Origin of the sequence: Aminobacter sp. BE322 (assembly GCF_050433525.1) — a bacterium.
In the GTDB taxonomy this organism is placed as follows: Bacteria; Pseudomonadota; Alphaproteobacteria; order Rhizobiales; family Rhizobiaceae; genus Aminobacter.
In genome coordinates this window covers 1-22,669 of the sequence record NZ_JBNPXB010000020.1, presented here as the reverse complement: position 1 = coordinate 22,669, position 22,669 = coordinate 1, and the positions used below count along the sequence as shown (strand labels likewise).

17 protein-coding genes are annotated in these 22,669 nt (G+C 66.0%); 8 read left to right on the top strand and 9 right to left on the bottom strand.

Features of this window, described 5'->3' with window-relative positions:
* Positions 1-78: 78 nt before the first annotated feature.
* Positions 79-687: a YqgE/AlgH family protein gene (locus J2X50_RS21495; protein ID WP_340035482.1), complete on the top strand. Its 609-nt coding sequence runs from the start codon at positions 79-81 to the stop codon at positions 685-687.
* On the opposite strand, the gene J2X50_RS21490 is transcribed toward J2X50_RS21495, so the two are convergent.
* The 4 genes from J2X50_RS21490 to thrC are packed head-to-tail and all read right to left on the bottom strand — an operon-like array spanning position 670 to position 6,877.
* Complete coding sequence (locus J2X50_RS21490; protein ID WP_429097942.1) at positions 670-3,564, bottom strand: EAL domain-containing protein; 2,895 nt, start codon at positions 3,562-3,564, stop codon at positions 670-672. The two genes, J2X50_RS21495 and J2X50_RS21490, sit on opposite strands and share 18 nt — an antisense overlap.
* A 2-nt stretch (positions 3,565-3,566) precedes the next feature.
* The gene (locus J2X50_RS21485; RefSeq protein ID WP_347964715.1) at positions 3,567-4,163 is read right to left on the bottom strand and encodes a GNAT family N-acetyltransferase; all 597 of its coding nucleotides are present in this window, start codon (positions 4,161-4,163) and stop codon (positions 3,567-3,569) included.
* A gap of 9 nt (positions 4,164-4,172) precedes the next feature.
* Positions 4,173-5,465 carry a M16 family metallopeptidase gene (locus tag J2X50_RS21480; RefSeq protein ID WP_429097941.1) on the bottom strand — a complete coding sequence of 431 codons (1,293 nt, stop codon included), beginning with the start codon at positions 5,463-5,465 and terminating at the stop codon, positions 4,173-4,175.
* A 14-nt stretch (positions 5,466-5,479) separates the two neighbouring features.
* Positions 5,480-6,877 carry a threonine synthase gene (gene thrC / locus J2X50_RS21475; protein WP_429097977.1) on the bottom strand — a complete coding sequence of 466 codons (1,398 nt, stop codon included), beginning with the start codon at positions 6,875-6,877 and terminating at the stop codon, positions 5,480-5,482.
* Between the two features lie 185 nt (positions 6,878-7,062).
* Between thrC and J2X50_RS21470 the strand changes: the two genes are divergently transcribed.
* Positions 7,063-7,602: a hypothetical protein gene (locus J2X50_RS21470; RefSeq protein WP_429097940.1), complete on the top strand. Its 540-nt coding sequence runs from the start codon at positions 7,063-7,065 to the stop codon at positions 7,600-7,602.
* Between the two features lie 40 nt (positions 7,603-7,642).
* Here the strand turns inward: J2X50_RS21470 and J2X50_RS21465 are convergent, their stop codons facing one another.
* The gene (locus tag J2X50_RS21465; RefSeq protein ID WP_429097939.1) at positions 7,643-8,332 is read right to left on the bottom strand and encodes an HAD family hydrolase; all 690 of its coding nucleotides are present in this window, start codon (positions 8,330-8,332) and stop codon (positions 7,643-7,645) included.
* A 171-nt stretch (positions 8,333-8,503) separates the two neighbouring features.
* Between J2X50_RS21465 and J2X50_RS21460 the strand changes: the two genes are divergently transcribed.
* Positions 8,504-9,637 carry a site-specific DNA-methyltransferase gene (locus tag J2X50_RS21460; RefSeq protein ID WP_429097938.1) on the top strand — a complete coding sequence of 378 codons (1,134 nt, stop codon included), beginning with the start codon at positions 8,504-8,506 and terminating at the stop codon, positions 9,635-9,637.
* Positions 9,638-9,797: 160 nt separating this feature from the next.
* Here the strand turns inward: J2X50_RS21460 and J2X50_RS21455 are convergent, their stop codons facing one another.
* The gene (locus J2X50_RS21455) at positions 9,798-10,409 is read right to left on the bottom strand and encodes an HAD family hydrolase (RefSeq protein ID WP_429097937.1); all 612 of its coding nucleotides are present in this window, start codon (positions 10,407-10,409) and stop codon (positions 9,798-9,800) included.
* 4 nt (positions 10,410-10,413) lie between these two features.
* Complete coding sequence (gene mutY, locus J2X50_RS21450) at positions 10,414-11,526, bottom strand: A/G-specific adenine glycosylase (RefSeq protein WP_429097936.1); 1,113 nt, start codon at positions 11,524-11,526, stop codon at positions 10,414-10,416.
* 75 nt (positions 11,527-11,601) lie between these two features.
* On the opposite strand from mutY, the gene J2X50_RS21445 reads away from it, so the two are divergent.
* From J2X50_RS21445 to J2X50_RS21435, 3 genes are all read left to right on the top strand, one after another.
* Positions 11,602-12,096, top strand: coding sequence for a DUF721 domain-containing protein (locus tag J2X50_RS21445; RefSeq protein WP_429097935.1), 495 nt, complete (start codon positions 11,602-11,604; stop codon positions 12,094-12,096).
* Positions 12,097-12,236: 140 nt separating this feature from the next.
* On the top strand, positions 12,237-12,968 hold the full coding sequence (locus J2X50_RS21440; RefSeq protein ID WP_429097934.1) for a DsbA family protein: 732 nt from the start codon (positions 12,237-12,239) through the stop codon (positions 12,966-12,968).
* A 60-nt stretch (positions 12,969-13,028) separates the two neighbouring features.
* The gene (locus J2X50_RS21435; protein WP_429097933.1) at positions 13,029-16,487 is read left to right on the top strand and encodes an AAA family ATPase; all 3,459 of its coding nucleotides are present in this window, start codon (positions 13,029-13,031) and stop codon (positions 16,485-16,487) included.
* Between the two features lie 68 nt (positions 16,488-16,555).
* Here J2X50_RS21435 and J2X50_RS21430 read toward each other — a convergent pair whose 3' ends face one another.
* Entirely contained in the window at positions 16,556-17,119 is a 564-nt protein-coding gene (locus tag J2X50_RS21430; protein WP_429097932.1) for a TetR/AcrR family transcriptional regulator, read from the bottom strand.
* Positions 17,120-17,274: 155 nt separating this feature from the next.
* Between J2X50_RS21430 and J2X50_RS21425 the strand changes: the two genes are divergently transcribed.
* A complete protein-coding gene (locus J2X50_RS21425; protein WP_429097931.1) occupies positions 17,275-18,447 on the top strand; it encodes an efflux RND transporter periplasmic adaptor subunit in 1,173 nt (390 codons plus the stop codon).
* A complete protein-coding gene (locus J2X50_RS21420) occupies positions 18,444-21,527 on the top strand; it encodes an efflux RND transporter permease subunit (protein ID WP_429097930.1) in 3,084 nt (1,027 codons plus the stop codon). Before J2X50_RS21425 ends, J2X50_RS21420 begins: the two co-directional genes overlap by 4 nt.
* A gap of 112 nt (positions 21,528-21,639) precedes the next feature.
* On the opposite strand, the gene J2X50_RS21415 is transcribed toward J2X50_RS21420, so the two are convergent.
* On the bottom strand, positions 21,640-22,038 hold the full coding sequence (locus tag J2X50_RS21415) for a VOC family protein (RefSeq protein ID WP_429097929.1): 399 nt from the start codon (positions 22,036-22,038) through the stop codon (positions 21,640-21,642).
* Positions 22,039-22,669: the final 631 nt, after the last annotated feature.

Below are 22,669 nucleotides of genomic sequence, written 5' to 3'. Positions count from 1 at the left end.
TCCGATCGGAACGCTTCGGCCCCGGCGCCGCCGCATCCCCATCTTTCAAGACGAAGGGAAACGCGTTACGCTGTCGGCATGGATATTCTGCGCCAGAAAAAGGGCGCCTCGCGGCGCGGTTTCCTCGACGACCAGTTCCTCATCGCAATGCCCGGGATGAAGGACGACAGGTTCGCGCGCGCCGTCATCTACATCTGCGCCCACAGCGACGAGGGGGCCATGGGGTTGATCATCAACCAGGTCCAGCCGCTGCTGTTCCCCGACCTCCTGGTGCAGTTGGGCATCCTCGACGAGCAGGAGGCAATCAGGCTGCCGCTGAAGGCCAAGGACTTCATCGTGCGCAACGGCGGGCCGGTCGACCGCAGCCGCGGCTTCGTCCTGCACACCGACGATTACAAGGTCGAGTCCTCGCTGCCGGTCTCGGATGCGATCTGCCTCACCGCGACCGTCGACATCCTGCGCGCCATCTCGGTCGGGCGCGGGCCGCGCCATGCCCTGATGGCGCTCGGCTACTCGGGATGGGGCGCCGGCCAACTGGAAGGCGAGATCGCCGCCAATGGCTGGCTGACCTGTCCGGCCACGCCGGAACTGCTTTTCGACACCGATCTCGACCGCAAGTACGACCGCGTGGTGGCTTCGCTCGGGATCGACCTGGCGCGGCTGAGCGGCTCAGCCGGCCACGCCTGAGCCGGTGGAGAACTGCTCCTTCAGGAGCTTCAGCGCCTGATCGCCGGGGACCGGTGCCCCGAACATGAAGCTCTGCACGTACTCGCAGCCCATCTGCCTGAGTTCGAGCGCGTCGCTTTCGTCCGAGATGCCCTCGGCTACGACCGACAGGCCGAGTTCATGCGCCATGTTGACCATCGACTTGATGAGCACGGCGCGCTTCGGCGAGGTGTCGTCGACGAAGCTCTTGTCGATCTTGATCGTGTCGAAGGGGAAGCGGGTGAGGTACGAGAGCGACGAATAGCCGGTGCCGAAATCGTCCAGCGACAGGCCGATGCCGAGCTGCTTGAGCTTGGTCAGGACGTGGTTGGTCTGCTCCGGATTGTCCATGACCAGCGATTCCGTGAGCTCGAGCCGGAAGCAGCGCGGCTTGAGATTGGCGCGGGCGATGACCGAGCGCACGTCGCTGACGAGGTCGCGGCGGATGAGCTGGCGGCTCGAAAGATTGACTGAAACCGACAGCGGCTGGTCGCCGATCTGCTTCTGCCATTCCGCCAGGTCCTCGGCGGCGCGCTGCATGGCGAAAAGGCCCAGCTGCACGATCAGGCCGCAGCTCTCGGCGACGGGGATGAAGTCGCCCGGCGGAATGAGGCCGCGGCGCGGGTGGTCCCATCGGAGCAGCGCCTCGAAGCCGGCGACGCTGCCGTCCTCGAGCCGCACGATCGGCTGGTAGGCGAGCGTGAACTCCTTGCGCTCGATGGCGCGCCGAAGATCCGATTCGAGCTGCAGTCGGTCGGTGCCCACCGTGCGGAAGGCGGGCCGGAACGGCTCGATGCGGTCGCCGCCGAAGCGCTTGGCCTGGTGCATGGCGAGTTCCGCGTCCTTGACCATGTCTTCCGCCGAGGCCTGGGCCGTGGTCCAGGTGATGAGGCCGACCGACGCGGTAAGCACGATCTCGCGCTTGGCGAAGGTGATCGGCGCCTTGATCGCCTGCTTGATGGCGTCCGCCACGGCGGCGATGCGCGAGGGGTCCTCTTCGGACAGCAGCATGAGCGCGAACTGGTCGCCGGCGAAGCGCGACAGCGAGTCCTTCGGCTTGAGCAGGCGGTGCAGGCGGCGCGCGATGGTCAACAGGATCGTGTCGCCGGCCGAGATGCCGAGACCGTCATTGACCTGCTTGAAGCGGTCGATGTCGATGACGAAGACCGAGGGCCTGACCTTCTCCTCGGTGCGGGCGATGGAGATGATCGCCTCCAGCCGGTTCATGAACAGTTCGCGGTTGGGCAGGCCGGTGAGGTTGTCGTGCACGGCGTCGTGCAGCAGCCGCTCTTCCGACTTCTTCTGCTCGGTGACGTCGACCAGCGTGCCGACGCAGCGGATCACTTCGCCGTCCGAGCCGATCACCGGCCGCGCCTTGAGCGAGAACCAGTGGTAGTGGCCGTCGGCCCCGCGCAGGCGGAAGCTCTGCGAGACGCGGCCGCGGCGGTGTTCGAGCACGACGTCGAGGGTGGTGCGGAACGTATCGCGGTCGTCGGCATGCAGCACCGGCAGCCAGTTGCGCGCGGCGCCGCCCAGGCTGTTGGCCGGAAGCCCGAGCTGGATGCTGACGTCGGGCCGGGTGACGACGCGGTCGCGCAGCACATCCCAGTCCCACACGATGTCGCCCGATCCGGCGATCGCCAGCGCCTGCCGCTCCATGTCGCTGAACAGGCCCTGGTGCAGGGCGCTGCCGGCGAATGCGTGCTGCATGACGGTGAAGCCGATGAGCAGGATGATGAGGATGAGGCCGCCGCCGAGGGCGGATTGCACGACGTCGTTGTCGAGCACGCCGGTGATCGCCATCCACGAACCGGCGAGCCAGATGAGCACCATCGCCCAGCTCGGGACCAGCATGATGGCCCGGTCGTAGCCGCGGATGCTGAGGTAGACGATCAGGCCGAGGCCGGTGATCGCTGTCGCCGCAAATGAGATGCGTGCGATGCCGGCGGCCACGGCCGGATCGATGATGGCGACGCCGGCGATCAGCAGCAGGCCGACGATCCAGACGAAGGCGCCGTAGCTGAAATGTCCGTGCCACCGGTTGAGGTTGAGATAGGCGAACAGGAACACCACGAACGTGCCCGCCAGCGCCACCTCGGTGCCGGCGCGCCATATCTGCTCGCTGCCCGGCGAGACCTCGATGACCTTGTTGAGGAAGCCGAAATCCACGCAGATATAGGCGAGCACCGCCCAGGCCAGTGCCGCCGTCGCGGGGAACATCGAGGTGCCCTTGACGACGAACAGGATGGTCAGGAACAGCGCCAGCAGGCCGGCGATGCCGATGACGATGCCGCGGAACAGCGTGTAGGAGTTGACCGTGTCCTTGTAGGATTCCGGATCCCACAGATAGACCTGCGGCAGCTTGGGCGAGGCGAGCTCGGCGATGAAGGTCACCACCGTGCCGGGGTTGAGCGTGACGAGGAAGACGTCCGCGTCGCTGCTCTGCTGCCGGTCGAGCGCAAAGCCCTCGCTCGGGGTGATGGAAGCGATTCGGCTCGAGCCGAGGTCGGGCCAGAACAGCCCCGAACCGACGAGCCGGAAATGCGGCGCGACGATCAGCCGGTCGAGCTGCTGGTCGGTGGTGTTGGCGAGCGCGAACACGGCCCAGTCGCCGCTCGAACGCTTGTCCTTTGCTTCGACCTCGATGCGGCGGACGATTCCATCCGGGCCGGGGGCCGTCGAAATCTGGAAATTCTCGCCCTGATTGCGATAGATCTCGACCGCGCCGGTAAGGTTCAGCGCGACATCGTCTCGTGAGATCTTGATTGCCTCCACGGCGGACGCCTGCGACGCCGCGAGGACGATCGCCACGATCGACAAGACAAACGCAAACAGCGGCGACAGCAGGTGCTTCGACAAGTTCAGCCCTTCGTGATGACAGCCTGCGGGTCGTCCGCGATCAGCGCGTAAAGATAGTGGTCGTGCCATTCGCCGTTGATCCGCAGATAGGATCGCAGAAGTCCTTCGCGCCGGAATCCGGCTTTTTCAAGCACGCGTACGGAGCGGGTGTTTTCCGGGATACAGGCAGCCTCGATCCGGTGCAATCTCAGCGTATCGAAGGCATGCCTTGCTAGCAGGCGCACGGCGTCCAGCATCAGGCCCTGGCCGGCATAGCGCTCGCCGATCCAGTAGCCGATGTGGCCGGTCTGGGCGACGCCGTAGCGGATGTTGCCGAGCGTGATGCCGCCGACGAGCTTACCGCCGGCATTTTCGTAGATGAAGAAGGCCGCCGAGGTTCCCTGGACGTTGTCGTCCTGGTAGCGGGCGAGGCGGACGCGCCACGCCGAGCGGTCCAGTTCATCGGGCGCCCAGCTCGGCTCCCACGGCACCAGGAAGGACCGGCTTTCGGCGCGCAGCGTCGCCCATTCGTGATAGTCGCGCGAGACCGGCATGCGCAGCGTAACGCGCTCGCCTTTCAGCGCCGGCGCTTCGCGGCGGAAGAACGGGAGCGAAAGCATGCCGCAAGCTCAGACCGCGAGCTTGCGCGCGGCGGTCTGCGTGCCCGGCAGGGAATCCAGGATCGATTCGTAGGGCGCGAGCGTGCCGACCGGTCCGACCGCGGTGATGGTCGGCCGGGTGGAGAACAGCCGCGAGGACAGGTCGGTCAGCCGTTCGACGGTAAGTGCCGAAAGCCGCTCCATCAATTCTTCCTTGGCGATCGGGCGACCGAACAGCAGGAGCTGGCGGGCGATCTGCGAGGCGCGGCTGGAGCAGCTCTCGGCCGACATGATCAGGCCGGCGCGATATTGAGCGCGGGCGCGGTCGAGCTCTTCCTGGAGGATGCTTTCGCCGGCCTTCTGCAACTCGCCGATGATGACCGGCAAAAGTTCGGCGATGTCGCTCTGGCCGGTCGCGGCATGGATGCCGAAGATGCCGGTGTCGGAAAAGCCCCAGTGGAACGCGTAGACCGAATAGCAGAGGCCGCGCTTCTCGCGGACTTCCTGGAACAGGCGCGACGACATGCCGCCGCCGAGAATCATCGAAAGGACCTGCGAGGCGTAGAAGTCGCGGACGTGATAGGCCCGGCCCTCGAAGCCCAGCACGATCTGCGCGTCCATCAGGTCGCGATCCTCGCGGAAGTCGCCGCCGACATATTGCGCATACTGGGGAATGGCGCTTTCGGCCTTGGTGCGGAAGTTGCCGAGCCGCTTTTCCACCTCGCGGACGAAGTCGTCGTGCTTGACGTCGCCGGCGGCGACCACGACCATGCGCTCGGCGCCGTACTGACGCTTCATGAAGTCGTGGAGCTGCGCCGAGGTGAACGACTTGACCGTCTCGGGCGTGCCGAGGATCGAGCGGCCGATGGTCTGGTGGCGGAAGGCCGTCTCGGTGAAGCGGTCGAAGACGATGTCGTCGGGCGTGTCGTGGGCGGCGCCGATCTCCTGGAGGATCACGTGCTGCTCCCGCTCGAGTTCGTCGGGATCGAATTCGGAATCCTGCAGGATGTCGGAGAGGATGTCGACCGCCAGCGGTACGTCGCCGGAGAGCACGCGCGCGTAGAACGACGTCGTCTCGACGCTCGTCGCGGCGTTGATCTCGCCGCCGACGTTCTCGATCTGCGAGGCGATCTCGAAGGCACTGCGGCTCTTGGTGCCCTTGAAGGCCATGTGCTCGAGGAGGTGGGCCATGCCATGCTCGTCGTCGCGCTCGTTGCGCGCGCCGGACTTGACCCAGGTCCCTAGAGCTACGGTCTCTACGCTTGGAAGTGTTTCGGTGGCTACTGTCAGGCCGTTCGACAGACGGCTTACCTCAACACTCATATGCAACGTACTCCCTAGCGTGCCGCTCGTGTGCGGCGGCTAATGTAATCTTCCACCATTTTTATCTCTGATGGAAGTACCGTGAACCTTTCGTTACGTTCCATCAGGCCGGAGAGCCATTTCGGCAAATTGGGTGCGATGCCCGACGCGGCCTCTACCGCCGCGGGGAATTTCGCCGGGTGCGCGGTGGCAAGCACGATCATCGGCGCGTCGCCGGCAGGCTGGCCCGCCGCGACATGCACCGCGGTCGCCGTATGCGGATCGAGCAGATAGCCGGTGCCTTCGAGCGTCCTGCGGATGGTGGCGGCGGTCTCGTCCATGGTCGCCCGACCGGCGGCGAATTCGCCGCGGATGCTTGCCAGCGCCTTTTGCTCGATGGTGAAGGCGCCCGACTGCTTGAGGCCGGCCATGTAGCGCCGCACGACGGCTGGGTCGCGGTCGGAAGCCTCGAACAGCAGGCGCTCGAAGTTCGAGGAAACCTGGATGTCCATGGACGGCGAGGTGGTCGCGACGACGCCCGTCGTGCGGTACTCGCCGCTCTTCAGCGTGCGGTCGAGGATGTCGTTGTCGTTGGTCGCGATGATCAGCCGGTCGATCGGCAGGCCCATGCGCTTGGCGGCGTAGCCCGCGAAGATGTCGCCGAAGTTGCCGGTGGGCACGGTGAACGAAACCGGCCGGTCGGGCGCGCCGAGCGAGATCGCCGAGGAGAAGTAGTAGACGATCTGGGCCATGATGCGCGCCCAGTTGATCGAGTTCACGCCCGACAGCCGCACGCGGTCGCGGAAGCCATGGTCGTTGAACATGTCCTTCACCAGGCCCTGGCAGTCGTCGAAATTGCCTTCGATCGACAGCGCATGCACGTTTGCCGCCGCCGAAGTCGTCATCTGCCGCTGCTGTACCGGCGAGACCCGGCCATGCGGGAACAGGATGAAGATGTCGGTGCGCTCGCGTCCGGCGAAGGCCTCGATGGCCGCACCGCCAGTGTCGCCCGAGGTGGCGCCGACGATGGTGGCATGCTGGCCGCGCTCGGCCAGCACATGGTCCATCAGGCGGGCCAGGAGCTGCATGGCGACGTCCTTGAAGGCGAGCGTCGGGCCATGGAAGAGCTCGAGCACGAAGCTGTTCGTGCCGGTCTGGACGAGCGGGCAGACGGCGTCGTGGCGGAAGGTGGCGTAAGCTTCCCTGACGAGCTGCTCGAACACGTCCTGCTTGATCTCCCCGCCGAGGAACGGGGTGAGCAGCCTGATGGCCAGGTCGGCATAGGACAGGCCGCGCATCTTGCGGATTTCGGCGGCACTGAAGGTCGGCCACTGGGCGGGGAGGTAGAGGCCGCCGTCGCGCGCGAGGCCGGCCAGAACTGCGTCCGAAAATCCAAGCGCGGGAGCTTCCCCGCGGGTGCTCACATAGTGCATATCTATCCGTTCCAAGGCGGTGCGTCCTGCCGGTCATCGGCGGGAAGGGGAAAACTGCGCTCCCTCAGTCGCATTTTTGCCGCGCGGTTGATATAGAACGACAGCTTTGCGAGAGGGAAGTGCAGTTCATGTTGTTTCGTAAGATCGACGGTCGCTTTATGGCGACTTTGGCGACCTCCAGCTTTATGCTTATCGTCGCAGCCTGCCAATCCGGCGGCAGCAGCGGCTTCTTTGCCCCTCCTCAGCCCAAGGATCCGAAGCAGATCGCCGAAGAGGAAGGCAAGATCCTGGCCAGCGAACTGCTCGCCTATTGCCCGAACGTGACGCTCCGCGACGGCACGGCCTTCTTCAACAGCTATGCCAAGGGCGGCCAGGACGACCCGGCCAAGCTCACCTACCAGTCGGCCATCACCGACGCGACCCGCAACTGCACCCGCACCGACACCACCATGAGCATCAATGTCGGCGTCGCCGGCAAGGTGGTCACCGGACCGGCGGGCGGCCCCGGCACCGTCAACATGCCGATCCGCATCGCGGTCATTCGCGGCGAGGAGGTTCTTTACTCGCAACTGCACAAGAACGCTGTGCAGGTCGCCGATCCGTCGATGGCGACCCAGTGGGTGTTCACCGTCCCGAACATCACCATCCCCAAGCCGACGGCGCGCGATGTCCAGATTTTCGTGGGCTACGACGAGGGCCCGCAGAAGAAGAAGCCCCAGGGCTGAGCCATCGGAGCGCCGGTCAACACGACCGGCGCTTTTGCTTTCAGGCGTGCTCCGACCACATGCTCAGCGCGGCAATGACGCCGCCGAGGTCGGCCCAGCGCCGGATCACCGTTTCGGCGCCCGCGTCGGTCAGCATGTCGGCATGGCCGGAATAGCTGTGCGCTCCGCCGGTGAAGCCGATCACCCGCATGCCGGCCGACACCGCGCCGGCGATGCCGTGGACGGAATCCTCGATGACGAAGGTGTTGGCCGGGTTCGCGCCGAGCGTGCTGACTGCGTGCAGGAAAACGTCCGGAGCCGGCTTCGGCCTGCGGCTCGGCGTTTCGAGCGCCGAGAAGATGCGGCCCTTGAACAGCGGCAGGATGCGGGTGCGATCGAGCATCATCTCGATGCGCTCGGATGTCGAGTTCGAGCAGATGCACTTCGGCGCGGTGACGCCGGCGACGGCCTCATGCACGCCGTCGATGGCGCGCACCTCGTTCTTGAGGCGCCGATCGACCAGTTCTTCGGCCTGGGTGATGAGCGAGGCCTGAAACGGGATGGCGGCCTTCTCTTCGATCTTGAGCAGGATGTCCTTGAAGGTGAGGCCGGCATAGGCCTCGGCGATCTCCTCGGCCGAGATCTCGAAACCTGCCGCGGTCAGCAGATCGGCCTCGACCCGCGCGGCGATGATTTCGGAATCGACGAGCACGCCGTCGCAATCGAAGATGACTAGGTCTGGCTGGTTCATGGCGATCCGGAAAGAATGGGCCGGCGCCTGGCGCGGGCCGGGGAACTCAAGGCGCGGCGATTACACCATTCCGGCCGGAACCGCAAATTCGGACGCCTGCTTCATCAATTGTTTACGCTGATCGGTAACCATAACGGCGAGTAAACAGTAACGCGTCATTTGGGTATCAGCATGTCAGCAGTGCGTCCTCTCAGCCAGCTTTCCCGCACGCCCCAGCCGTCCGAATGGCTCGACACCATCATCAAGGGCGACTGCATCGCAGCGCTGGACAAACTGCCTTCGGCCTCGGTCGACGTGATCTTCGCCGACCCCCCCTACAACCTGCAGCTCGACGGCGACCTGCACCGGCCCGACCAGTCCAAGGTCGATGCCGTGGACGACCATTGGGACCAGTTCGAGAGCTTCGAGGCCTATGACGCCTTCACCCGCGCCTGGCTGCTGGCGGCGCGCCGCGTGCTGAAGCCCAACGGCACGATCTGGGTCATCGGCTCGTACCACAACATCTTCCGCGTCGGCGCCAAGATGCAGGATCTCGGCTTCTGGATCCTCAACGACGTGGTCTGGCGCAAGACCAATCCGATGCCGAACTTCCGCGGCCGCCGCTTCCAGAACGCGCACGAGACCATGATCTGGGCCTCGCGCGACCAGAAGGGCAAGAACTACACCTTCAACTACGAGGCCATGAAGGCGTCGAACGACGACGTGCAGATGCGCTCGGACTGGCTGTTCCCGATCTGCACCGGCGGCGAGCGCCTGAAGGACGACAACGGCAACAAGCTGCACCCGACCCAGAAGCCGGAAGCGCTTTTGGCCCGCATCATGCTGGCATCGACCAAGCCGGGCGACGTCATACTCGATCCGTTCTTCGGCTCGGGCACGACGGGCGCGGTCGCCAAGCGGCTCGGCCGCCACTTCGTCGGCATCGAGCGCGAGCAGGCCTACATCGATGCCGCCCAGGAGCGCATCGCCTCGGTGCGCACGCTCGACGGTCCCGAACTCACCGTGCTGACGGGAAAACGCGCCGAGCCGCGCGTCGCCTTCGTCAGCCTGATCGACATGGGCCTGCTGGCGCCGGGCGCCACGCTCTACGACGCCAAGAAGCGCTGGGCCGCCAAGGTGCGCGCCGACGGCACGCTGGCGATCGGCGAAACCGCCGGCTCGATCCATCGCGTCGGTGCCGCCGTGCAGGGGCTCGACGCCTGCAACGGCTGGACCTTCTGGCACTATGAGCGGGCCGGCGGCCTGACCCAGATCGACGAACTGCGCCGCATCGTCCGCGTCGGCATGGAAAAGGCCGGGGCGTAGGCCGCTTCAAGATCGGCTTCCGTCGCGTTTCACCCACGCGGCGGATCAGGCTCCATGGCTTGTGCCATCTGGACCTTCAGAAGCCCTGCCAGACCTGGCAGAACAGTTCGAATTCCGGGCGCCCAGGCGTCTTAGGGTTCGCCGATCGGCCGGTTTCCAGTCACCGTCCGATCCCGAGACGCTCGAGGTCCGCCTCGAGCGTTTTCGCGTTTGTGAACAGCACCGCCTGCCAGCCCGCAGCAATCGCGCCGTCGACGTTCTTCTGGCTGTCGTCGATGAACAGCGACGCCTTGGGGTCGAGGTCGAAGGCGGCGGCGTGGTGTTCGTAGATGCGACGGTCGGGCTTGATCAGGCCGATGTCGCCCGAGACCGTCACGCCGCGCGGCGTCTCGAGGAAGGGGAAGCGGCCGCGCGCCTCGCGAAAGGTGTCCGAGGCCCAGTTGGTGAGCATGGTGACGTCGTGGCCGGCGGCGACCAGGCCTTCCATCAGGGCGACGCTGTCCTCGTAGTGGTGCGGCACCATTTCGTGCCAGTGCTCGCGGAAGGCACGGATGCTCTTCTCGTGCTCGGGGAAGTCGGCGATCAGCAGCGCCTCGGCCTCTTCCCAGCTGCGGCCGCGGTCCTGCTCGATGTTCCATTCGCTGGTGCAGACGTTGTCGAAGAACCAGCGGCGTTCGGCGGGATCCGGGATGATGCGGCTGAAGGGGAGGTCCGGGTCGTAGTGGATCAGGACCTTGCCGATGTCGTAGACGATGTGGCGGATCTCGCTCATTTCCCTAGCGTCCTCGTTGCGTTGCGCCCGGTATGGCAGCTTCGATGACCTTTTTCATGACGGTTGGCAAGGCTTCGCCATTTAGCGCGGCTGAAGCCGACCAGAAGTGACCGTCGACCGGCGTGCCCGACGACACGTCGGCGCGGAAGACTTCGAGGTCGAGCGCGAAATGGGTGAAGACGTGGCTGATGCTGCCGGCGCGTTGCCACTTGGCGGGGAAGGGGGCGCTGTCCGCACCGGTGGCGCCGTCGACCCGCGCGGTCCAGCCTGTTGTCGGAACCTCGGTCATGCCGCCGAGAAGGCCCTTGCCGGGCCGCTTGCGCAACAACACCGCGCCATCCGGTGCGACCGCGACGAAGGCTGCACCCCGACGCGTCGGCCGCTCGGCCTTGGGCGGCTTGACCGGGTAGAGTTCGGGGTCGCCATTGACGATCGCACTGCAGTCCTCCCGCAGTGGGCACAGCATGCAGCGCGGCCGGCGCGGCGTGCAGATCGTGGCGCCCAGGTCCATCATCGCCTGGGCGAAGTCGCCCGGCCGCGCGGCCGCCAGCATGCGCTCGACATGGGCGCGGATCCCGGGCTTGGCCTCGGGCAGGGGCGTGGCGATCGAGAACAGCCGGGTGACGACGCGCTCGACATTGCCGTCCACCACCGCCGCCGGCCGGTTGAAGGCTATGGAGGCGATGGCCGCAGCCGTGTAGGGGCCGATGCCGGGCAGTTCGCGCAGGCCGGCCTCGGTGTCGGGAAAGCGGCTGCCGGGGAGGGCGGCGACGGCCTCCGCGCAGGCCTTGAGGTTGCGGGCGCGCGAATAGTAGCCGAGCCCGGCCCAGGCTTTCATGACGTCCTCCGTGTCGGCCGAGGCGAGCGACCTGACATCCGGCCACTTCTCCAGGAAGGCACGGAAATAGGGTTTTACCGCCTCGACCGTCGTCTGCTGCAGCATGATTTCCGACAGCCACACGCGGTAGGGATCGGGCCGTTCGCCCTTCGCCAGCTGGCGCGGCGGCATGCGCCACGGCAGGTCGCGGTGGTGGGTGTCGTACCAGTCGAGCAGCAGGGTTGCGATCAGGCCGTCCGCGTTAGTCGCAAGCTTGCGGGTATCGTTTCGGAATGCCATTGATGGACCGGACTGCCTTCGGCGTTGCGTGTCGCCAGGCTCATATCTGGCGACATGTCATTTCTGGAGTACGACATGGCAGGGAACAAGTGGCGCGGCAATCCCGTGCCTGTCAGCGACCTCGCGAGCGCGATCCTCGATCCGGTGCTGCGCAAGCGCACCGGCATCTCGGTCGGCCTCATCCAGTCCTGGGAAGAGATCGTCGGGCCGAGGCTGGCGCTGAACTCGCGGCCCGAGAAGATCCAGTGGCCGAGGCGCCTGCATGAAGACGATCCCTTCGAGCCGGCGGTCCTGGTTGTCGCCTGCTCGGGACCCGCGGCCCTTCACCTGCAGCACGAGACCGGCGAGATCATCGGCCGGGTGAACGCCTTCCTCGGCTTCAATGCGGTGGGCCGCGTGCGCATCGTCCAGAAACCCGTCGCATCGATGGCGCCGGCCCGCCCTCGGCTGCGCAAGCTCAGCGATGCCGAGCGGTCGAAACTGTCAGGCACCGTCGGCAAGATCGAGGACGAAGGCCTGAGGGCCTCGCTCGAAAAACTCGGGGCCGCCATCGTCGCTTCCCGCAAGTAACCTTCCAGCCACTCGCAACATTGTGATCGGAAGCAGGGCGGCTGGCGATTGGCTTGGGGAAATCGATGCCTTAATTCGCGCCAACTCTCGCTTTCACGTATTCGCGTACTGCAAAATTCAACCATCGTCAGGTGATTCGCATGATCCGACCCATTTCCCGCAGGACCGCACTTACCGGGCTGGCAGCCGTTTCGGCGGCCACGCTCCTGTCCGCATGCAGCGACTCCAGCGAGGAGGCCAAGGCGACCGCGAAGCCTGCCGAACCTGCCGCCGCCTCGGGCCAGTCGGCCGCGCCGGCCGCAACGGTCCAGGCGCCGCCCTCGCAGGGCACCGCCGACATGGCCAAGCTGCTCGAGGCAGGTCCGCTGCCGGAGATGGTGCTCGGCAAGGCGGACGCGCCGGTGACCATCGTCGAATACGCGTCGATGACCTGCCCGCACTGCGCTCGCTTCCATGAAACGACCCTGCCGGAGCTGACCAAGAAGTACATCGACACCGGCAAGGTGCGCCTGCTCTATCGCGAGTTCGCCTTCGATCCGCTGGCCGAGGCCGGCTTCATGCTGGCGCGCTGCTCCAAGGACAACTACTTCCCGATGGTCGACGTGCTGTTCAAGCAGCAGCAGACCTGGGCAGCCTCGCAGAACCCCAAGGATGCGCTGCTGCAGATCGCGCGGCTCGCCGGCTTTACACAGGAGTCGTTCGAGGCCTGCTTGACGGATCAGAAGCTTCTGGACGATATCAGGGCCGTGCGCGCCCGCGGCGAAAAGGATTTCGCGGTGGACTCGACGCCGACGTTCTTCATCAACGGAAAGCTGTACAAGGGGGCAATGTCGATTGAGGAAATGTCGGCGATCATCGACGGCATGCTCTGACATTCTCGCGGCACCGAAGCGGTCCAGCTTCGGTGCGCCCTTCTGCGCGGGTTGGCGCGAATGAAGTTTTCGCGCCTCCGCCTCCTCGGATTCAAGTCCTTCGTCGAGCCCGGTGAGTTCGTCATCGAACGTGGCCTCACCGGCATCGTCGGGCCGAACGGCTGCGGCAAGTCCAATCTGGTCGAAGCGTTGCGCTGGGTCATGGGCGAAAGCTCGTACAAGAACATGCGCGCTTCCGGCATGGACGACGTCATCTTTTCCGGCTCCGGCACGCGCCCGGCGCGCAACACGGCCGAGGTGACGCTGTTCCTCGACAACAGCGACCGCACGGCACCTCCCTCCTTCAACGATGCCGACGAGCTGCAGGTGTCGCGCCGCATCGAGCGCGAGGCCGGCTCCGTCTATCGCATCAATGGCAAGGAAGCCCGCGCCAAGGACGTGCAGCTGCTTTTCGCCGACCAGTCGACCGGCGCCCGTTCGCCGTCGATGGTGGGGCAGGGGCGCATCGGCGAGCTGATCCAGGCCAAGCCCCAGGCGCGCCGCGCCCTGCTCGAAGAGGCGGCCGGCATCTCCGGCCTGCATTCGCGCCGGCACGAGGCGGAACTGCGACTGCGCGCCGCCGAGCAGAATCTCGAGCGGCTCGACGACGTGGTCGGCGAACTCGAAAGCCAGATCGAAAGCCTGAAGCGCCAGGCCCGCCAGGCATCCCGCTTCAAGAACCTGTCGGCCGACATCCGCAAGGCCGAGGCGATCCTGCTTCACCTGCGTTGGACGCTCGCCAAGACCCAGGAGGGCGAGGCGCAGTCGGCTCTCGCCTCGGCGACCGCGCTGGTCGGCGAAAGGGCTACAGCCCAGATGACGGCCGCCAAGGATCAGGGGGTGGGCGCGCACAAGCTGCCGGCGCTGCGCGAGGCCGAGGCGACCGCCGCGGCGACCTTCCAGCGCCTGTCGATCGCCCGTTCGCAGCTCGAGGAGGAGGCCGGCCGTATCGGCCAGCGCCAGAGCGAACTCGACCGCCGGCTGCAGCAGCTCGACGCCGATATCGCCCGCGAGCAGCGCATGATCGGCGACAATGCCGCTATCCTTGCGCGCCTCGACGCCGAGGAACACGCGCTGCGGGAAGAGAATGACGGCGCCGCCGATCGCGAGGCGACGACCCGCGAAGCCCTCGAAGAGGCGATGGCGACGCTGTCCGGGACCGAGGCCGAGCTGGGGCGGGCGACCGCCGAGCGCGCCGAGGCTGCCGCGGGCCGCACCCAGGCCGAGCGCGCGATGCGCGAAGCCGCCGAGCGGCGCGACCGCTTTGCCCGGCAACTGGCCGAACTCGACCGCGAGGCCGGCGAGATCGCCGCACGCATCGCGACGCTCGCCGACCCGGCGGAAAAGCGCATGCTCGCCGAAGCGGCGCAGGAAGGGCTCGAAGAGGCCGAATATGCGGCGACCGAGGCCGAGCGCGCCGTTGCCGAGGCCAGGCAGATTGAAGCTGCCTCGCGCCAGCCCCTGCAGGAGGCCAGGGCGGAACTCGCGCGCATCGAGACCGAGGCGCGGACGCTGGCCAAGATCATCAACGCGGCCGCGGGCGATACCTATCCGGCGGTTCTGGAGCAGATCGGTGTCGAGCGCGGCTTCGAGACCGCGCTCGGTGCGGCGCTGGGCGAGGACCTGGACGCGGCGCTCGACCCCGCAGCACCCGTCCATTGGGGCGACATGGGGCCGGCGGACGCCGCGCTGAAATTGCCGGTTGGCGTGCGCAGCCTTGCCGAAGTCGTGCGCGCACCGCGCCAGCTGGCGCGGCGTCTCGCCCAGATCGGCGTGGTGGATGCCGCCGACGGGTCGAGGCTCCAGCTGCTGCTGGCGCCCGGCCAGAAGCTGGTCAGCCGCGAGGGCGCGCTGTGGCGCTGGGACGGCTTCACGGCGAGCGCCGATGCCCCGACTGCCGCAGCCCAGAGGCTGGCCCAGAAGAACCGGCTCGCCGAACTCGATGCCGAGGCGGTCGAGGCGACGCAGCTCGTGCGCGCGGCCGAAGAGGCCTTGGCGCGTGCCGAAGCCGCCGTGCGCGCGGGCACCGAAGCCGAGCGGCTGGCCCGCCAGGCATGGCGCGACGCCCAGCATCAGGTCGGTGCGGCCCGTGACGCGCTGGCGCAGGCCGAGAAGGCGGCCGGCGAACTGGTCAGCCGGCGCGCGGCCCTTGACGAGGCCCGGGCCCGTGTTGCCGACGCGCACGAGGAAGCGCAGGCCGCCTATGTAGAGGCCGAGGACCTCTTGGGTTCCGCCCCCGATCTCGGCGAACTGCAAGCGCTGCTGGACCAGCTTTCGGCTGCCGTGGCGCGCGATCGCTCCGCGCTCGCCGACGCCCGCGCCGTGCACGATGGCCTCAACCGCGAGGCCGAGGCGCGGTCGCGCAGGCTGGGTTCGATAGCCGCCGAGCGGCAGAGCTGGGTGCAGCGCGCCGAAAGCGCTGCCGAGCAGATCGAGGCGCTGACCGAACGGCGCGAGGAAGCCGCCGCCGAGCGCGAGGCGCTGGCCGAGGCGCCCGACGAACTCGACGCCCGCCGCCGCATGCTGATGTCGCAGCTGACCCAGGCTGAGGCGCTGCGCAAGGACGCGACGGACAGATTGCAGGAAGCCGAGGCCAGGCAGGCGGCGCTCGACAAGTCGGCGACGGCCGCCATCCAGGGGCTCGCCGAGGCGCGCGAGGCGAGGGCGCGGGCCGAAGAACGCCTGACCGCCGCCGACGAGCGCCGCCGCGAGATCGAGGCGCGCATCCAGGAGGCGCTCAACACGCCGCCGCATCTCGTCTTCCGCCACACCGGCCTCGATGCCGACAGCCCGATGCCGGATCCGGTGGACATCGAGCGGACGCTGGAGCGGCTGAAGCTCGAGCGCGAACGCCTGGGCGCGGTCAACCTGCGCGCCGAGGAAGAGCAGAAGGAGCTGTCCGAGCGCCTCGAAGCGATCGTTTCCGAGCGCGAGGACATCATCGAGGCCATTCGCAAGCTGCGCCAGGGCATCCAGGGTCTGAACCGCGAGGGCCGCGAACGGCTGCTCGCAGCCTTCGACCTGGTCAACGGCCATTTCCAGCGGCTGTTCACGCATCTGTTCGGCGGCGGAACGGCCGAACTGCAGCTGATCGAGTCCGAGGATCCGCTGGAAGCCGGGCTGGAGATCCTGGCCCGTCCGCCGGGCAAGAAGCCGCAGACCATGACGCTGCTTTCGGGCGGCGAACAGGCGCTGACGGCGATGGCGCTGATCTTTGCGGTGTTCCTGACCAATCCGGCGCCGATCTGCGTTCTCGACGAGGTCGACGCTCCGCTCGACGATCACAATGTCGAGCGCTTCTGCAACCTGATGGACGAGATGTCCGCCTCGACCGAGACGCGCTTCGTCGTGATCACCCACAACCCCATCACCATGGCGCGCATGGACCGGCTGTTCGGCGTGACCATGGCCGAGCAGGGCGTGAGCCAGCTGGTGTCGGTCGATCTCCAGGCGGCCGAAGCGATGCGCGAGGCGAGCTGATACCGGGCGGCAGCCGCCAGCTTGGCGCTGTCCAACGTTGCCGGCGGTCTCGAAGCCGGCCGCCCCGCTCAGTTTGCCTCAGGGTCCTGCGACGCCGCGGCCTCCGCCAGCAGGTAGGAGAGCGTCATGCTGCGTTCATCTTCGTGCAGTATGTCCATGTCGAACAGCTTCATGCTGCGCAGGCCTTCGATCATCAGGAATGCGACGATGAGCTTGGCGGGATCCTTGCTTTCGGCCTTCAGGCTGTCGAGCAGGCGGCGCTTGTAGTTGCGGATGGGTTTGAGGAAATCCGGGTCCTCGGCGAGGGCCGCGACGACTCCGGCCGCGGAGGGGTGTACCTGCGCGCACTCTTCGGCGGACAACTCGATGTAGGCGGCAAGGCGGCTGACAGGACCGCCATGCTGGTTCGCGGACTTGGCGGCAAGGTCGGTATCGAACTTCGAGATGTAGTCTTCCACCAGCGCCTGCATGAGCTTGGCCTTGCTGGGGAAGTTGTAGATGAGGCCGCCCTTGGAAACGCCGGCGCGCTGCGCGACGGCGTCGAGCGAAAGGTTGCCCGGGCCGACGCAATCGGCGAGTTCGGCTGCTGCCGCGAGGATCTTCTCGCGGGAACTGGCTCTGTTTCCAGACATTAGCGGCACCTCATTTGTCAGCAGCATCTTTAACCCCGATTGACATTACCGTCCAGACGGTACAGTAAGCGCGCCTCTGATTTCATGATATGTCGAGCCAATGTGCATCGGGCCGCAGCCGGATGCAGATTCCTGACAGAGAATGGGGATCTCCTTTGATCAAGCGTCTCATCATCGCCCTCGTGCTGCTCGTCCTGGTCGTGGGCGGTATCGTCGGGTTCAACATGTTCCGCGACAAGGCCATCGAGCAATTCTTCGCCAACATGCCGGTCTCTGCCGTGACCGTGGCGACGGACAAGGTGGAAGCGGCGCCGTGGAAGCCTGGCATCGAAACGATCGGCACGGTGGGCGCGTCCCAGGGCGTCGACCTGACCGTGGAAGTGAACGGCATCGTCAAGGAGATCGGGTTCTCGGCCAACCAGCATGTCAAGGCGGGTGACATCCTGATCCAGCTCGACGACACCGTGCAGCGTGCCGACCTGGCCGCCGCCAAGACCCAGGCCGACCTGGACCAGCAGGCGCTCGACCGGGCCACCGAACTGCGCCGCCGCGGCGTCGGCTCCGACGTCGCGCTGGACGCGGCGCGCGCGACCGCGTCGACCTCGGCCTCGCAGGTGCAGAAGCTGCAGGCCGTGCTGGACCAGAAGCAGCTGCGCGCTCCGTTCTCGGGGATGATCGGCATCCCGAAGGTCGACAACGGCCAGTATGTCGCGCCCGGCAACATCGTGGCGACGCTCCAGGACCTCGACACCATGCGGGCCGACTTCTCGGTTCCCGAGCAGCAGCTCGGCCTGCTCAAGATCGGCCAGCCCGTGCAGTTCGGCCTCGCCGAGGGCGACATGCCGTTCAAGGGTGCGATCGTCGGCATCGATCCGAAGGTCGATCCCCAGAGCCGCCTGGTGTCCGTGCGCGCCGAGATCGCCAATCCCGAGGGCAAGCTGAGCCCGGGCCAATTCGTGCGCGTGCGCATCGTGCTGCCCGAGGAGGACGGCGTCGTCGCCGTGCTGCAGACCGCGCTGACCTCGAGCCTCTATGGCGATTTCGTCTATGTCGTGCGGCCGGCGGCACAGCCGGAGGCCGCCAAGGCCGAGGCAGGCGCCGCCCAGGCCCAGGCCCAGGCGCAGGCCGTGCCGACGCTTTCCGCCCACCAGGTCTTCGTCAAGGTCGGCCGCCGCTCGGAAGGACGCGTCGAGATTCTCGAGGGCGTGAAGCTGGGCGACGAACTCGTGATCGCCGGCCAGAACAGGCTGAGCAACGGAACTCCGGTCAAGGTTGACAACACCGTGTCGCCCGCGGCGTCGACCAATGCGCAGGCGGCATCGAAATGAATTTCTCCGACATCTTCATCCGCCGCCCCGTCCTGGCGACGGTGTTGGCCTTCATGATCCTGCTCGTCGGCTTCCAGGGTATCTTCAACCTGGCGGTGAGGCAGTATCCCGAGGTCGAGGAGACGGTGATCACCATCACCACCGTCTATCCCGGCGCCAGCGCCGACCTGATCCAGGGCTTCATCACCGCCCCGATCGCCTCGGCCGTCTCGACCACCGAGAACATCGACTACGTGACCTCGCAGAGCCGTCCGTCGTCGAGCACGGTGACGGTCCAGATGGAACTCGGCTCCAACCCCGACACGGCGCTCACCGAGGTCATGTCGAAGGTTCAGCAGGTGCGCGGCCAGTTGCCGTCGGACGCCGAGGACCCGACCATCGTCAAGGGCACGGGCATGCAGTTCGCCATCATGTACCTGGCGATGCAGAACCCCAACATGACGTCGGAGGAGCTGACCGAATACATCGAGCGGGTCATCCGCCCGCGCATGTCGACCATCAAGGGCGTTGCCGAGGTGCAGGTGCTGGGCGCGGCGAAGTATTCGATGCGCGTCTGGATCGATCCGGTCAGGCTCGCCGCGCGCGGCCTGACGGCCGCCGAAGTGCTGCAGGCCATCAACGCCTCCAACTTCCTGTCGGCGCCCGGCAAGACGAAGAACGAATACGTGGCCTATTCGATCACGATGAAGTCGACGCTGCAGACGCCGGAAGCCTTCGCCGAGCTGCCGCTGACGTCCAAGGACGGCAACGTCGTCAGGCTGCGCGACGTGGCGCGCGTCGAGCTGGCGGCCGAGAGCACGGACACGGTCGTCAACTTCAACGGCGAGCCGGGCACCTTCATCGGCATCTTCCCGACGCCTTCGGCAAACCCGCTCGACACGGCGGCCGCCGTCATCGACGAGCTGCCGGCGATCCGGGCCAGCCTGCCCGACGGCATGACCATCACCATGGTCTACGATTCGACGGAAACCATCGCCGCCTCGATCGACGAAGTGTTCAAGACGATCGCCGAGGCGGTCGCCATCGTCATCGTGGTCATCCTGCTGTTCCTGGGCTCGTTCCGGTCGGTGCTGATGCCGGTGGTGACCATCCCGCTGTCGCTCATCGGCGTCTGTTTCGTGCTGCTGATGATGGGCTATTCGATCAACCTCTTGTCGCTCCTGGCCATGGTGCTGGCGATCGGCCTGGTGGTCGACGACGCGATCGTGGTGGTGGAGAACATCCACCGGCACATCGAGGACGGCATGACGCCGATGCAGGCGGCATTCAAGGGCATGCGCGAGATCTTCGCGCCGGTGGTGGCGATGACCATCACGCTCGCCGCCGTGTTCGCCCCGCTCGTCTTCACCGGCGGCCTGACCGGTTCGCTGTTCCGCGAGTTCGCCATCACGCTCGCCGGCGCGGTGATCCTCTCCGGCTTCATCGCCGTGACGATCACCCCGATGATGTCGGCGCGCATCCTGAAGTCGGGCAGCCACAGCCGCTTCTCCGCCTTCGTCGACCGCACCTTCGAGCGTGTCACCAACCGCTACGAGCGGCTGGTCGCGGGTTCGCTCAATTACCGGCCGGTGACGCTTCTGGTCGTCGCGGCACTGGTCTCGGTGACGGCGTTCATGTTCTTCAAGACGTCGAGCGAACTGGCGCCCGAGGAGGATTCGGGCGCCCTGTTCGCGCTGGTGAAGGCGCCGCGCTACGCGACGACCGAATACACCAGCCTCTACACCGACCAGATCCGCGACCTCACCAAGGACCTGCCGGAACTCAAGACCACCTTCTCGATCGTCGGCATGGACGGCGGCACGAATTCGGGCTTCTCCGTCTGGGCGCTCAAGGACTGGGCGGACCGCACGCGCTCGCAGAAGGAGATCCAGGCCGACATCCAGGGCCGGTTGTCGAAGGTCAACGGCGTCGAGGCGCTGGTGTTCGCGCCGCCATCGCTGCCGGGTGCCGGCGGCGGCCTGCCGATCTCGGTCGTCATCCAGTCGACCGGCGACCCGAGCCAGGTCTACGAGGTGGCCGAGCAGATCCGCGAGAAGGCGCAGGCCTCGGGGCGCTTCATCGTCGTGCAGAACTCGCTGTCCTTCGATGCGCCGCAGGTCACCGTGACCATCGACCGCGACCGGGCGGCCGCGCTCAACCTGTCGGTGCGCGAGATCGGCCAGACCCTGAGCCTGCTCGTCGGCGGCGGATCGATCGCCCAGTTCGACCGCGATTCCAACAGCTACGACATCATCATGCAGGTGCCGCAGCAGTACCGCGAGAATCCGGAGAAGCTCGGCGAGTTCTTCGTCCGCAGCGTCAACGGCCAGATGGTGCCGCTGTCGGCGGTGGTGACGATCCGGACCAACGCCTCGCCGGCGTCGATCGAGCAGTTCAACCAGCTCAATTCGGCGACGATCTCGGCGCTGCCGGTTCCGAGCGTGACCACGGGCGACGGCCTGAAGACGATCGAGGAGATTGCCCGGCCGCTGCTGCCGGCCGGCTTCTTCATCGACTATGCCGGCCAGTCGCGCCTCGAGAGCGAGCAGGGCAACACCATCCTGATCGCCTTCGCGCTCGCGGTCGTCGTGATCTACCTGGTGCTGGCCGCGCAGTTCGAGAGCTTCCGCGACCCGTTCATCATCATGATGTCGGTGCCGCTGTCGATCTTCGGCGCCATCGTTCCGCTCAATCTCGGGCTGGGTACGCTGAACATCTACACCCAGGTGGGGCTGATCACGCTGATAGGCCTGATCACCAAGCACGGCATCCTTCTGGTCGAATTCGCGAACCAGCAGCGCGAGGAGCACGGGATGTCGCGCAAGGATGCGATCATCGCCTCGGCCAAGGTCCGCCTGCGGCCGATCCTGATGACCACGGCGGCGATGGCGCTCGGCGTCGTGCCGCTGATCATCGCCTCGGGCGCGGGAGCCGCGGCGCGCTATTCGATGGGCCTGGTGATCTTCGCCGGCGTGCTGGTGGGAACGGTGTTCACGCTGTTCGTGGTGCCGATGTTCTACACCTTCATCGCCCGCAAGGACGTCGCGCCCCACGCCGAGGTGCCGGACGCCAGGCAGATGGCGGAACCCGCGCATCACTGAGGCGGGGGAACGGTCCGAAACGAAAAAAGGCCCCGGAGCGATCCGGGGCCTTTTGCATTGGAAGGCTTGCGCCCTGCCACCACGACGCTGGCGGTGATCGGTCGCGGTCAGGCTACTTCGCTGCCGGCCCGCGTTCAGCCGGCTGGAACAATTCGACCAGGTTGCCCGACGGGTCCACGAGCAGGATCTGCTGCCCGCCGGGGCCGCTGACGACGTCGTTGCGGAAGATGACGCCGGCGGCCCGCAGCCGCGCGACTTCGGCGTTCAGGTCATCGACGATGAGATGGATGCGGTTCCAGCCGCCCGGACCCGGCCGGTCGCCGTCGGGCATCGGGCGGCCCGCCGAACTGGTCGGACCGCTGAGCAGCAATCGCAGCGCGCCCCGCGTCACGTCCGCGAAAGCCGGGGCAAAGTTGGTGAGGGGCGAGAAGCCCAGATGCCTGGTGTACCACTCCACGGCAGCCTGGACGTCGTCGACCATGTAGCGGACATTGACGGCAATCTCAGTCATTTTGGCCTCGCGATATTGATTGCACCACGCCGCTGTAATACGCCCCGCGCCATATCGTTCCCATGGCTGCCAAGTCTAGCAGAATGGTGGTGCTGCTGGGAACATGATGGGCCGAGCACGCGCACTGCCCAGATGAGTCGAATGTAGGGCGAGCAGCAGCGCGTGTATTACTGGATCAAAGGTCGAGAGATGTTCCGCAAGGAAAGGCCGCGGCCTATATTAAAAAATTTTAGTAAATATTATTATCTAAAACATCGAAATAATAACAACTATTATCCCGAACAATAAAGAGGAAAGTTGTATATATCTGGCCTGAAGCGGAGAAATTGATTTGTATGTTGACGAGAGTAGATCTGAAAACATAATAGGCTTTCTTCTGATAAGTGGAATTTTATTTATTTCATAGTATATCTCTCTTGAGATATGGAATGTAGCCAAAATAATTCCAAAAATTAGTATTGATATATTGACAATCAATTTGGAATCGATGTCGTTCACGTTTGCCTCTGGTCAACTTTAGATTGCATAGCACCTTCTTAGAGTCCGTTTGGAAAGTCAGGGATGGGCATTCCGGCGTAGGAGGTTGCCGCCCATGGCGACGAGGATCATGGCCTGGGAGACGTCAATCCGC